Below are 12,339 nucleotides of genomic sequence, written 5' to 3'. Positions count from 1 at the left end.
GAAAAGTCTGAAAGTTCGTTACGAAACTTTGCGTTATTCATCTTAATTGAACCGCCGTATACGGAACCGTACGTACGGTGGTGTGAGAGGTCGGGAGTTAATCACTCCCTCCTACTCGATTCTTATTTGTTAACTTTTTGACTTTAAAAACTTTTCCTTATATAAAAAATAGGCGTCGTCACAGCATTTTTTAATAGTCTCTGACAATGAATTCGTTGATAATTCCATTACTGCTGCTTTAACAAACTTTGCTTGATCAACGATAAACATTTCGATTTCTTTTTCAGTTCGCTTATGAGCATCAAAATATTTACTTTTTTTCAATCTATTTAACATTTCTATTAGATTATATTTTTTTAAAACTAACAATATCCATTCATTGATCCCTGTTGCTATATATATAGAAGATAGATAAAATAACTCGGGAGTAGCATCTTTTCTATATTTTAAGTTTTGAAAGTGAACATCCTTTTTTACAGCATTATAAATGAGAAAGTTTGCTGAATAATATATCATTTTATCAACAGATTGAATAATATGATATTCATCTGGCAGCAGCATAAGCCAGGCATTAAAAGCGATAATCCATGCATCCTCTTTACTAATGGCGCCTTCTTTAACGAGGTAACTATACTCATCCAATTTTTTTGCTATTGATTGGAAAGTGTCAACATGATGCTGTTCGATGTATAATAAGCTCCGGTCAACTGTAATTTCTTTATACATCACTTCAACACTCCTTTAGAACCATAATAATAGAATAGTATCTTTAAATATTATATTTGGATCTTATAATTAGTTTATCGAAATATTCAACATTTACAATCGAAATATTTGAAAAAGTCCAAAATAGATAAATTTAGTAAAAAAGAAATGGAATCATTTTGTGACTTAAGTATATAAACATATTTAAAATGAGACTGTACAGAGAGTAAAACTTCTGTACAGCCTCTATATTTCATAGAAGGTTATATTCTTAAAAATAATAGCTCGATTTATACATACCGAGCTTTGTCTTAGAGGAATGCCTTTTTGATTCTTCGATCCCTCCTTGCAAGATAGGGAAATAAATACAAATAACAAATACTCCTATACAAAATCGTCCATTTCAAATTGATTGACATTTTTTACGATTCACCTAGTTCTTTTAAAGCAGGATTGCTATATACACTTTTATTTAAATCACCTGTTATTCTTGAAGTTGCAACGCCAGCAACCATTGATCCACTAACATTTAAAGCAGTGCGTCCCATATCAATTAGAGGTTCTACGGAAATTAAAACACCAGCTAGTGCGACTGGCAAATCAAGTGCTGATAACACGATAATTGCTGCAAAGGTTGCGCCACCACCTACACCAGCTACACCAAATGAGCTGATTGCAACAACAACAATAACTGTTAAAATAAAACTAGGTTCAAATGGATAGATGCCAACAGTTGGTGCAATCATCATCGCAAGCATTGCTGGGTACACGCCAGCACATCCGTTTTGACCGATTGACAGACCAAATGAGCCTGCAAAGTTTGCTATGCCGTCTGGAACGCCTAATCGATTAACTTGTGTTTTTAAATTTAATGGCAATGTCCCTGCACTAGAACGAGAAGTGAATGCAAACAATAATGTTTCAGCTGTTTTTTTAATATAAGTAATTGGATTTAAACCAGATAATGTAATAATGAGTAGATGGATAATGAATACGATTATTAATGCCAAGTATGAGGCAATTACAAACTTCCCTAAATTATAAATTGCATCAAAATCACTTGTTGCTACAGTGCGTGCCATAATTGCTAATATTCCATACGGGGTTAACCGTATCACAATTGTAACTACGCCCATTACTAAAGAATAAATTGCATCGATTGCTTTTTTTATCGTTTTGGATGTTTCTTCATCTTTACGAACAACTCGTAAATAGGAAAATCCTAAAAATGCAGCAAAAATAACGACAGCAATTGTTGATGTAGAGCGAGCCCCTGTTAAATCAAGGAAAGGATTAGCTGGGAATAGCTCGATAATTTGCTCAGGCAACGAAACAACTTCTGCAGAACTTTCCTCTAAAGAAGCGCCACGTTCTTTTTCCGCTACCCCCTGAACAAGCTCAGAAGCATCTAGATTAAAGAGTGAAGCTGAAAAAATACCAACAGCTCCAGCAATAGCAGTTGTTCCAACTAAAATTAACAATATCAGACCTGCGATTTTTCCTAAATTATTGCCTAGCTTCATCTTCGTGAAGGCTGATAATATAGAAATAAAAACAAGAGGCATGGCAACCATTTGTAAAAGCTTCACATAGCCTGTCCCGATAATATTATACCAAAGCACAGTGTTTGTAATTTCGTCTGAAGTTGCACCATAAAAAAGTTGCAGTACCAGTCCTAAAAGTATTCCTAAAGCTAAGCCGATAAAAACTCTACTTGAAAATTTGATATGTTTTTTATTGAGGTAATACAAAAATACTGCCAACAATAGTAAAACAGCAACATTTATTACTGTATAGAACGCCATATATAGTATTCCTCCTAAGAAAACCATGAATGTTTGTGTTTCAGTAGTAATTTAAATGATAAAACTATTTTCCTTATGTTGAGGAATTAATATGTTTTTATTCATACAATTGAGGAGACATTTTAAGATACATATAGACTAAAATTTTGATACAATGTTCTGTATGATGATTTTCATTTAGAAAGGAACAAAAATATGAACTCACCTTATACATTTAAACACCTTACTCCTTCTATGAATAATGGGAAAAGTCGTCCCGCTATTTTTTTATTTCATGGATTAGGAAGTAATGAGGATGATTTACTGCAGCTTGTTGAAGAATTTAAAGACCAATGTCATATATTTAGCTTAAGAGGTCCCATTACACATCCACCAGGATATGCTTTCTATACATTTGAAGAAGAGGGAAAACCGACAAGAGAAGTATTCGACAAAGTGATTGTGTTTACTCAAAGTTTTATTATGGAAGCGATTAAAACATTCAATTTAGATAATGAAAAAATATATTTAATTGGATTTAATCAAGGAGCAGTTGTTGCTGAAACTTTATCTCTAGTAATGGGGCAAATGATTCGAGGAACTGTTGCATTGAGCGGCTTTTTACCCGATTTTGTTATAGACGAGTATAAAAAAATGCCCATGGATCGCTTGAAGATATTCATTTCTCATGGCGAGTATGATTATGTCTATCCAATTCAATGGGGACAAAAGAGTCAAAAAGTTTTTACTGACTATGGTGCAACTGTTACATATAAAACATATCCGGATGGCCACGGTGTTACCCAAGATAATCTAAGAGATTTAGTAAACTTTATCGCAGAGGATTTAATTGACAAAATAAATTAAAAAACTCCGCATGGATAAGAAATTTGTTATCCATGTGGAGTTTTTTTAATGAATAAGAGAGTGTTCAGTGCGAGCCACCTATAGCTTTGGAGTATAGATTGATTAAAAATATCCCTCAATACTTATCTAACAGTAACTTCAAAAACTCTATTTTGAAAAAATAGTTCAAAATGGAAATAGTCTTTTTTAATAAGTATGAGATTTTTATAAAAAACTTTGATCATTTTCCACCTATGTTATTCAAGAATCATCCCTATTGTTAAATAAGAAATAATAACATTTATTCATAAAGGATATTCCCAGTGTTAATCATACTAAATTGGGTTTCTTAAGTGAAAATACAGCGGCAATAAACATCATCAAAGATAACGATGATATAATAATCGATGTTATTATGAAATTATCTACCAATAGTTCAATTCCATAAAATTGAGTTAATAACAGTGCTACAAAAGGTGTTGCCCAGTCAACATTAACCCCTGTCACATTAACAAAACCCGTTAAAATAGTGAAAAGTAGTGTTAGTAACCAAAACGTTGAATAGTACTTCATAACCCTACGATTCTTACTCTTTAAAGTAATTATTAAAATAAAAATCCAAATTGTGAAATATACAAACGTGACAATCAAGTTCTTAACGGTTGCTGGACTACCCATTAGAGATTCTTGAAAGTTCAATACAAGACCAACAATAATAGAAAAAATAGGAACGATAATAAAAATGACTTTATTCTTCATTTTTTGTCCCTTCTAATAGGTTTAATAACAGCGTTTTTTTCCTATAACTCTTCTGTTCGATAATTTAAGTGCATTAATACAAAAGCTCAGTTAAATTTTAACATAAATGTACTTTTTTAAATACCTATGTTATTCAATTAAATGGCCCGAGTGAATAAATAAAAATCCTGTATTTCAACACAGGATTTTTAATCAAACTTTATTAAATTATTAGTCTTTATTTTAAACTATCAAATTTTATTTTAAATGATCAATCTCTTTTATAAAACTACACCACCCAGTTTTCATCGTCGCCTGTCGTCTTGCTATCGAAAGAGGGGGAAGAGGGGAGCTTGTTTACCTTATTTTATAGAATTTAATAGCTTTTTAGTATCTTCAAAGGACATGGGCTTATGGAAATAATATCCTTGCCCAGTACGACAGCCCATCTTTTGCAGCAAAACAAATTGTTCTAAAGTTTCAATTCCTTCTGCAACTGCATGCATATTTAGATTTGAAGCGAGTTGAACGATTGTTTGTACAACTGCATACATTCCTGAGTCGTTAATATCGTTAATAAAGCTGCGATCGATTTTTATTTCTGAGAATGGAAGTTGCTGCAAATAACTTAAGCTTGAGAAGCCAACGCCAAAATCATCAATTGAGCTTTCGTATCCAAACTGTTTTAACTCAAGTAGTATTTCCTTTGCCTTTTGAAAATCAAATAACTCAACACTTTCTGTCACTTCAATTTTGATAAATTGTGAGCTGACATTATATTGATTTACCAGCGTAATAAAATCATTTACAAATGATTCGTGATAAAAATGTACAGGGGAAATGTTCACTGCAATTGGTACCATTTTTAACCCCTTCATCTGTCTCTCGTTTTGGAATTGCAGTACCTTCTTTAAAATTATATTGTCTAATTCACGTATTTTACCTGCTTGTTCAGCAACTTTAATAAATTCTGCAGGAGAAACGTTGCCTAAAACAGGAGAATACCATCTTGCAAGGGCTTCAAATCCTTCAATTTCAGCTGTCATTAAATTAACTTTAGGTTGTAAATGTACGGTAAATTCTTCATTCTGAATACCAAATCGTAGCTGATTCAATATGTCGAGCTCCCGTTGAATTTCTCCATCTGTTTCAGCTTCGAAAAAGGAAACAACTGCCCCTTTTTGATAACGTGCTTTCGTTAGAGCAGTATCTGCGCGGCGAACGCTTTCATCAATAGACATTGTATTGTCAAAAGGGGAGATGCCAATTTTCAATGTAATAAATATTTCACGGTTTGCAATAGGGATAGGTGCTGCTGTAACTTGCAGCAATTGACTTATAAATTGATCCAGTTCATACTCTGGCAGTGTCACAGCTAATATAAAGGAAGAGTTAGAAAATCTCCCGTATATTACTTGATTTTTATTATTTATGAACGGTTCTATTCGATTGATTAGTTGGCGTATTAATTCATCTCCAATTTTCCTGCCATATAAATCTACAATGCTTGAATATTCACTTGGTTGAATTAGTAATATTGACCCCTCAATATTTTTCTCCACCCACTGGGTTAAAGTATTATGAAAATAGTTGAAATTTGGAATTCCTGTACTCATATCAATATATGCAAGCTGCTTTAGTTCCTGTTGCTGTTCAACATACTTCATTGACAATGCAATAATGGGTGATAGTTTTTTTAAAAATTCAAGATCTGCACTTTTCAATTCAAAATAATCTTTTATATAAATTGAAAAGTAGCCTAGCAATTGCTTTTCTTTATTAAAAATCGGCTTCGACCAGCAGGAAGTAAGGTTATATTTTTTAAAAGAATCACTTAATGCTAAATTTTTAATATACACTGCACTTTGGTTATAGGCGGTAACGGTACTTATTTCGATATCATTTATCGAATCGATTACGGCTAATGGTAGGGAACCACTTGCAAGAGCTTTTAGTTGATAATCGGGTTGAAGAACGTGAATTGCACAATAGATGTCCCGTATATAATATTTTTCAACTTTTTCTGTGATAAGTTGTAAAATCGTATTTAACTCTCCACTTTTTTCGAGTTCAAGATATACTTCATGCTCCAATTTAGAGAGCATTTTACTTAACATTTGCTCTGTAATATCTTTACAATGAACTATAGCAAATGTACGCTCCCCATCATCCCCTTGAATCGGCTGACATGTAATACTATTCCAAAAAGCACTACCATCCTTTTGATAATGTAAAATGTTCAGTTCAAATGGGGATTTAGTAGAAAAGTGGTATCTTATTTCCATATCAATTTCAGCGTCTGTTTTGATGCCGTTGAATGAGCTTATAGTTTTGCCGATTAATTCATGTTCTTCATATCCAGTTAGTATTGAAAAAGCTTTATTCGTATAAACAATTGGATAGTCAGGATGTTCCAAATTAATCATGGCGACGCCTGTCTGATACTGATCACTTATACTACAGAGAAATCGAAATAATTTTTCCTTTGTTAGGGACTTTATTTTATCGAACATTCTCGTTTCCACCTTATAATTGTCAGTTCTTTATCTACTAGTAAGTATATCAGAATTATGTATTTATGGAGAGTATTGTTTTTTTAGGAGGAAATTTTATTCACAGGTAACTATTTGAAAATAATTGACTTTTTACCGTGAACAATTAATTGAAATGTTGATGCTATTTAACGAAAGTCTGTAATTTAAAGTGATGTATAATAGTCAAGTAAATAAATATATGCTTTTTCACCATTTTCTTCAACAATCGTTTTGTTATTAAGAGTCATACTAAAGGAAGTAGATTCAGGATTAATTTGTCCATTAATAAATTCAAGCTCAATTGTTACGTTTCCATTCTCATCAAGCCCAGATTTTTGTATATCCGAATTTATATAGCCTTCAAAAAGGGATTCCTGCCATTTACCATTAACTTTTAAACTTTGTATAGTGTCTATTTCATCATATTCCCATTGTACATCGCGTAAAATGGTTATAAAAAGATCATTAATTGTAAAAGTCTTATTATTGTGGTCAAGTTCAACTGCTCGAATCGTATGTGCATCTAAGGAAATTGCTTTTGCAGCCTTTTCTGCTGTCGCATCAATCTCTAAAGCAGCTTCTTTAATTTCGTTTAGCTTATCCGAGCAGCCACTTGCAATTTGTAAAAATACAAGCATTACGAAAATAGTTAATAGTCGCATTATAAAAGCCTCCAATTCAACAACATTCTTCACATTTCATCTTAAAGAAAAATTCACATATGAAATATGATATTTTTCACAGTGTTTATGAATATTTTGTAAAAACTACTTCGTTTTCTTTAAAAATGTACAAGTTAACGGTTTTAAGGCAATGAGTAGTAAATTTTTACGGTGAAGGGAAGATGGAATGAAAATTGATGATGACATTTTAGAGCGATTAGGAGTCTATTTTGTTTATCATGAAATTTATGAACGTTATGGAATATCATTTGAAATATTTGTTGACCGATGGAGCAGGGGAATATTAGAAATTTGATTATATGGACAAGCAAGGGACCGTCCCAAATACTATTCGGAACGGCCCCTTTACTATTAGATAAAAAAGTATAAAGTTAAAAATTGTTTTTAATCCATTGATTTGCTTCCAACCAATTGTTTATTCTTACAACATTGGATGGTATAGGTTTTCTATTATATGGAGTATCAAACAAAAGAACTGGAATTTTTAATTCTTCTGCCAACATGACAGCATTATCATGTTTATCCTCAAAGAAAACATCTACATTATATTTTTTTGCAGCACTAAGTTTGTCGTGGTTTCCAATTAACTCAATATGGTGGAAGGGGACTTTATTTTCTTCAAACCATTTTTGAGTTATATGATATACATCTGCGTCACGGGCAGATATATAGTAAAGCTCATAATCATGCTGCCACGTATTTAATATGAATTGAGCGTCCTTCGCAATGTCGCTTACCGAATACATATGTGCTTCATTTTCCTTAAACCAGCGTGAAAATTCATTGCGGTCGACTGGTTGGGGAAAAGCACATAAAAAATCATACTCAATCACATCATCTAATACAATATTCGTGTTATAGCGTTTGTTAATATGCGGAATGAGTGTATCGGGTGTAGTGACTGTTCCGTCAATATCTATCCCAAAGCGAGGCTTATTTTTAGACGATGTCATTTTAAAAACCTCCTAGCTTAGAGATTAGTTTCTTGTTTTGCCCGTTCTTCAGCCATTTCAGCGGCTAATTTGTCGATTTCTTTTTTCAATTCTTCTACCATTGTTTCCTCAGGTACTTTTCGTACTGTTTTACCTTTCATGAATAAAAGGCCTTCACCGCGTGCACCAGCAATACCGATATCAGCTTCACGCGCTTCTCCAGGACCGTTAACAGCACAACCTAAAACCGCAACTTTTAAAGGTACATTTAATTTTGAAATATATTCTTCAACTTCATTTGCAATTGAAATTAAGTCAATTTCAATACGACCGCAAGTTGGACAAGAGATTAAAGTTGCCATATTTGATGCAAGACCAAATGATTTTAATAATTCACGAGCAACTTTTACTTCTTCTACTGGGTCTGCGGATAATGAAATGCGCAACGTGTTGCCAATTCCTTTTGATAGGATTGCACCAAGACCAGCCGCAGATTTTACAGTACCAGCAAATAATGTACCAGATTCTGTAATACCTAAGTGAAGTGGGTAATCAAAAGCTTTTGCAGCTTTTTCATAAGCTTCGATTGCTAAATTTACATCAGAAGCCTTCATTGATACGATAATATCATGGAAATCTAGGTCTTCTAATATTTTAATATGGTGTAGTGCAGATTCAACCATACCATCTGCAGTAGGGTAGCCATATTTTTCTAAAATGTGGCGTTCTAAGGATCCTGCATTTACTCCAATACGAATTGGAATCCCTTTCGCTTTAGCGGCATTGACTACTGCTTCTACTTTTTCACGGCGACCAATATTCCCTGGGTTGATACGTACTTTATCAATCCCATTTTCTATCGCCTTTAGTGCTAACTTATAATCAAAATGAATATCCGCTACTAACGGAATATGAATGCGTTTTTTAATATCAGCAATTGCATTTGCTGCTCGTTCATCTGGAACGGCTACGCGAACAATTTGACAACCAGCTTCTTCTAATCGTAAAATTTCAGCTACTGTTGCTTCTACATCATGTGTTTTTGTTGTACACATACTTTGGATGAATAGTTCATTACTACCACCTATCGTTAAATTACCTACACGAACTGGACGTGTTTTTGAACGGTGAATAAGTTCACTCATGAAGATTCTCTCCTTTAAAAAGGTACGTAATAAATTCGAATCGTACCATCACATAGTTATTTTATCAGTGTAGGAAAGTAAGGACAAGGAAGAAACTCTATTTTTTTATTTCTACAAGTTATTACTATAAGTATTTTTAAGAATTCTGAAAAAGTATGTGTGGTGAGCGGGCAAAGGGATTAATAGGAAGTTCGTTAAGATGACAAGACATACGATGCAGAGTTTTTGTCACCGACTTTGTGTAAGACTCGCTCACAAAAAGGATATGCTTCTAGTTCTTCTTGTATTGCGCAGCTTATTGATAAAAAGAGGAGGCTGCGCCTTCTTTATATAGTTTAATCAAATGGATGGAACCATTTGGGATTAATATTAATATTTTAACCTTATCGTTATGAGCAGTTACTTTCTGCTTCGTCATAGATTGGTATTTTTACTAGTTCACCTGGTATCATTGCTTGTTTTATTAGGTGAGGGTTGAGCTCGTAAAAATGTGCCATTCTTTCAGGGAGTGAAATGTTGATTTTTGATGGATATGCTGCAAATAAACTTTGTACAGAATCTCCATCAGTTGTAATGACTGAAACTGTTCTTACTGCTATTTGCTGATTACATTCTAATTCCTCTTCACCATTAAAGGCTGCTAATGGAACAGTACCTTCCGTTAAATCTATTTTAATAACAGCTGCTATAAGAAAAAAGACAACCGTAAAAATTAGAAATCTCAAAAAAATCCCTCCTTTCTCTCACTATATGAAGAGAAGAGGGATTCATGCATATTATTTCATTGGTATTTTAGGATATTTTGTTACTGCTAAACTTAATATAGCAATGGTAGTTAATATTCCTATTATAGTAGAAATGGATGAAGGGACATTAACAATAGAAAATATTACTGTTAAAAGAGTGGACCAGGTGATGGCAAGAGAAGCAGTTCGCCACATATGTCTATATTCTCCACGACGCTTCAATATTTTTAATAGAACAATTCCTACTAGCGCATAGAGACTTATTCTTATAAAAAGTAAAAAGGTTGATGTTATAGTTAATAGAAGAAGCGCAAATGGGTATAGGAGCCATTGTATATCTTTTACGTACTCTGTTAATCCTACTAATTCTACGGAATTCTCTGAGACACCTGTTATAAATTGAATAAATGAAAAAATTGTAATAACAGCAATTAATAGAAAAACATATTGAATAATTTTGCCGATTGATAATAAACGGTATGCTGCTAATTTTTTTGGATGTATTAGACTATCAATAAAAAGTTGCGAGTGTTTGACCATATTTTCTCCTCCAAAGGAAAGTGTATCATGAAATATACACAGCGAAAAAGAGACTAGTTGTATTTTAAAAGGTTTTATTTATAGGAAATTATAGAAATGAGTGAAACGTTTTATTAAATATTTACGTATAAACTTGTAATAATGAATTAGGAGATGTTGTTTTTGGAAATAATTGCTTGGATACTAATTATAGCTAGTTTTGTAATTGCGTTTATTGGTCTGGTTTATCCAATAATCCCATCTGTATTGTTTATTTTGCTCGGGTTCATCATGTATGGTCTATTTTACTCATTTGCAGACTTAGGATGGTTGTTCTGGGTAATTGAAATTTTATTTGTCGTACTTTTGTTTGCTGCAGATTCGGTTTCAAATTTAATAGGTGTTAAAAAGTTCGGCGGAACTAAGGCAGGCATGTGGGGAAGTACAATTGGGTTAATTGTTGGACCCTTTATTATTCCGGTTGTAGGTATTTTAGTAGGTCCATTTTTAGGGGCGGTTATTGGAGAACTACTAGTAACGAAAACAGATTTTCGCCAAGCTGTTCAATCTGGGCTTGGTTCTCTTGTAGGTTTTTTAACTTCAGTAGTAACAAAAGGAATTATACAAGTTATTATGATAATTATTTTTATAATAGCTATTTAAATTGTAATGAAAAAATGTTTAATTATCATACTAAATGTGTAAAGTATAATCGTGGGATATGTACCATTCTATTAATTGAAAGTAATTTGCAGCTAGTTTTTCCGTCTAAAGGCTGAATTGTAATTGTTTTGGATTAATTGATTGAATGGTTTACTTAATTTTGATAACCTAGAAATGTAATCAAGATTACTTATTTTGAGGGAGGAAATTTCAATGGCTTTTGAATTACCAAAATTAACTTATGCATACGATGCATTAGAACCAAACATCGATGCAAAAACAATGGAGATTCATCATACTAAACATCACAATACTTATGTAACAAACTTAAACGCAGCTGTTGAAGGCACTGAATTTGCAGGTAAAGATTTACTAGAATTAATTTCAAACATTGACGCTCTACCAGCTGACAAACAAACAGCTGTACGTAACAATGGTGGTGGACATGCTAACCACTCTTTATTCTGGGAAATCCTAACTCCTGGTGGTGCTACAACTCCAACTGGCGAATTAGCTTCTGCAATTGATGCTAAATTCGGTAGCTTCGATGCTTTCAAAGATGAATTTGCAAAAGCTGCAGCTGGACGTTTCGGTTCTGGTTGGGCTTGGTTAGTAGTAGATGGTGGAGAACTTGCTATCACTTCAACTCCAAACCAAGATTCTCCTGTAATGGAAGGTAAAACACCAATCCTAGGCTTAGACGTTTGGGAACACGCATACTACTTAAACTATCAAAACCGTCGCCCTGACTACATCGCTGCATTCTGGAATGTAGTGAATTGGGACGTTGTAGAATCTAAATATCAAGCTGCTAAATAATTCAGCTGAGTAAACAAATGAATTATTTCTACGACAAAAGCGAAACAGCAGTCGTAAAATTAGTTAAAAAAGGCAAAATCCAATTTTGGATTTTGCCTTTTTGTGTGCGCCCGGCATGCGTATGAACTATAGGGTGCAAGTCCCGAACCCCGAAGACAGAAGTAGAGGTTAGCTAAGAGCAAGGGTGTCCGTGGCGACGCGGAATCTGAAGGAAGCTGGAGGCAA

At 33.4% G+C, this 12,339-nt stretch carries 13 protein-coding genes; 4 read left to right on the top strand and 9 right to left on the bottom strand.

Annotation, left to right across the window (positions count from 1 at the left end; genetic code table 11):
* Positions 1–129: 129 nt before the first annotated feature.
* Both EKG35_RS19180 and EKG35_RS19175 read right to left on the bottom strand, forming a co-directional pair.
* Positions 130–726: a hypothetical protein gene (locus tag EKG35_RS19180; protein ID WP_126296147.1), complete on the bottom strand. Its 597-nt coding sequence runs from the start codon at positions 724–726 to the stop codon at positions 130–132.
* A 401-nt stretch (positions 727–1,127) separates the two neighbouring features.
* On the bottom strand, positions 1,128–2,510 hold the full coding sequence (locus EKG35_RS19175; protein ID WP_126296146.1) for an L-cystine transporter: 1,383 nt from the start codon (positions 2,508–2,510) through the stop codon (positions 1,128–1,130).
* 234 nt (positions 2,511–2,744) lie between these two features.
* Here EKG35_RS19175 and EKG35_RS19170 point away from each other — a divergent pair, with 234 nt between their 5' ends.
* Positions 2,745–3,356 (top strand): alpha/beta hydrolase, encoded by a 612-nt coding sequence (locus EKG35_RS19170; RefSeq protein WP_342774127.1) that lies wholly within the window; start codon positions 2,745–2,747, stop codon positions 3,354–3,356.
* Between the two features lie 309 nt (positions 3,357–3,665).
* Here EKG35_RS19170 and EKG35_RS19165 read toward each other — a convergent pair whose 3' ends face one another.
* The 3 genes from EKG35_RS19165 to EKG35_RS19155 form a co-directional block, all read right to left on the bottom strand.
* Positions 3,666–4,094: a hypothetical protein gene (locus EKG35_RS19165; RefSeq protein ID WP_126296144.1), complete on the bottom strand. Its 429-nt coding sequence runs from the start codon at positions 4,092–4,094 to the stop codon at positions 3,666–3,668.
* A 341-nt stretch (positions 4,095–4,435) separates the two neighbouring features.
* On the bottom strand, positions 4,436–6,586 hold the full coding sequence (locus tag EKG35_RS19160; RefSeq protein ID WP_126296143.1) for an EAL domain-containing protein: 2,151 nt from the start codon (positions 6,584–6,586) through the stop codon (positions 4,436–4,438).
* Positions 6,587–6,771: 185 nt separating this feature from the next.
* The gene (locus tag EKG35_RS19155) at positions 6,772–7,269 is read right to left on the bottom strand and encodes a 23S rRNA methyltransferase (RefSeq protein ID WP_126296142.1); all 498 of its coding nucleotides are present in this window, start codon (positions 7,267–7,269) and stop codon (positions 6,772–6,774) included.
* Between the two features lie 187 nt (positions 7,270–7,456).
* Between EKG35_RS19155 and EKG35_RS21510 the strand changes: the two genes are divergently transcribed.
* Positions 7,457–7,585 (top strand): hypothetical protein, encoded by a 129-nt coding sequence (locus EKG35_RS21510; RefSeq protein WP_281274644.1) that lies wholly within the window; start codon positions 7,457–7,459, stop codon positions 7,583–7,585.
* A gap of 76 nt (positions 7,586–7,661) precedes the next feature.
* Here EKG35_RS21510 and EKG35_RS19150 read toward each other — a convergent pair whose 3' ends face one another.
* From EKG35_RS19150 to EKG35_RS19135, 4 genes are all read right to left on the bottom strand, one after another.
* Entirely contained in the window at positions 7,662–8,243 is a 582-nt protein-coding gene (locus EKG35_RS19150; protein ID WP_126296141.1) for a hypothetical protein, read from the bottom strand.
* A 17-nt stretch (positions 8,244–8,260) separates the two neighbouring features.
* Positions 8,261–9,367, bottom strand: a complete 1,107-nt coding sequence (gene ispG, locus EKG35_RS19145; protein ID WP_126296140.1) for a flavodoxin-dependent (E)-4-hydroxy-3-methylbut-2-enyl-diphosphate synthase — start codon at positions 9,365–9,367, stop codon at positions 8,261–8,263.
* A gap of 389 nt (positions 9,368–9,756) precedes the next feature.
* Positions 9,757–10,092: a hypothetical protein gene (locus tag EKG35_RS19140; RefSeq protein ID WP_126296139.1), complete on the bottom strand. Its 336-nt coding sequence runs from the start codon at positions 10,090–10,092 to the stop codon at positions 9,757–9,759.
* A gap of 51 nt (positions 10,093–10,143) precedes the next feature.
* The gene (locus EKG35_RS19135; RefSeq protein WP_126296138.1) at positions 10,144–10,653 is read right to left on the bottom strand and encodes a DUF1189 family protein; all 510 of its coding nucleotides are present in this window, start codon (positions 10,651–10,653) and stop codon (positions 10,144–10,146) included.
* Positions 10,654–10,815: 162 nt separating this feature from the next.
* Here EKG35_RS19135 and EKG35_RS19130 point away from each other — a divergent pair, with 162 nt between their 5' ends.
* Together EKG35_RS19130 and EKG35_RS19125 are read left to right on the top strand one after the other, a co-directional pair.
* The gene (locus tag EKG35_RS19130) at positions 10,816–11,295 is read left to right on the top strand and encodes a DUF456 domain-containing protein (protein ID WP_126296137.1); all 480 of its coding nucleotides are present in this window, start codon (positions 10,816–10,818) and stop codon (positions 11,293–11,295) included.
* A 213-nt stretch (positions 11,296–11,508) separates the two neighbouring features.
* Entirely contained in the window at positions 11,509–12,114 is a 606-nt protein-coding gene (locus EKG35_RS19125) for a superoxide dismutase (RefSeq protein ID WP_126296136.1), read from the top strand.
* Positions 12,115–12,339: the final 225 nt, after the last annotated feature.

Source organism: Lysinibacillus telephonicus, from assembly GCF_003966145.1.
Lineage (GTDB): Bacteria > Bacillota > Bacilli > Bacillales_A > Planococcaceae > Ureibacillus > Ureibacillus telephonicus.
Note: the sequence above shows the minus strand (reverse complement) of the source record. Positions and strands in the feature narration are given on the sequence as shown.

Coding starts and splice junctions, on each gene's coding strand:
- EKG35_RS19175 (WP_126296146.1), bottom strand. CDS start 2,510: ATGGCGTTCTATACAGTAATAAATGTTGCTGTTTTACTATTGTTGGCA.
- EKG35_RS19160 (WP_126296143.1), bottom strand. CDS start 6,586: ATGTTCGATAAAATAAAGTCCCTAACAAAGGAAAAATTATTTCGATTT.
- EKG35_RS19155 (WP_126296142.1), bottom strand. CDS start 7,269: ATGCGACTATTAACTATTTTCGTAATGCTTGTATTTTTACAAATTGCA.
- ispG (WP_126296140.1), bottom strand. CDS start 9,367: ATGAGTGAACTTATTCACCGTTCAAAAACACGTCCAGTTCGTGTAGGT.
- EKG35_RS19170 (WP_342774127.1), top strand. CDS start 2,745: ATGAATAATGGGAAAAGTCGTCCCGCTATTTTTTTATTTCATGGATTA.
- EKG35_RS19125 (WP_126296136.1), top strand. CDS start 11,509: ATGGCTTTTGAATTACCAAAATTAACTTATGCATACGATGCATTAGAA.
- EKG35_RS19150 (WP_126296141.1), bottom strand. CDS start 8,243: ATGACATCGTCTAAAAATAAGCCTCGCTTTGGGATAGATATTGACGGA.
- EKG35_RS19135 (WP_126296138.1), bottom strand. CDS start 10,653: ATGGTCAAACACTCGCAACTTTTTATTGATAGTCTAATACATCCAAAA.
- EKG35_RS21510 (WP_281274644.1), top strand. CDS start 7,457: ATGAAAATTGATGATGACATTTTAGAGCGATTAGGAGTCTATTTTGTT.
- EKG35_RS19165 (WP_126296144.1), bottom strand. CDS start 4,094: ATGAAGAATAAAGTCATTTTTATTATCGTTCCTATTTTTTCTATTATT.
- EKG35_RS19180 (WP_126296147.1), bottom strand. CDS start 726: ATGTATAAAGAAATTACAGTTGACCGGAGCTTATTATACATCGAACAG.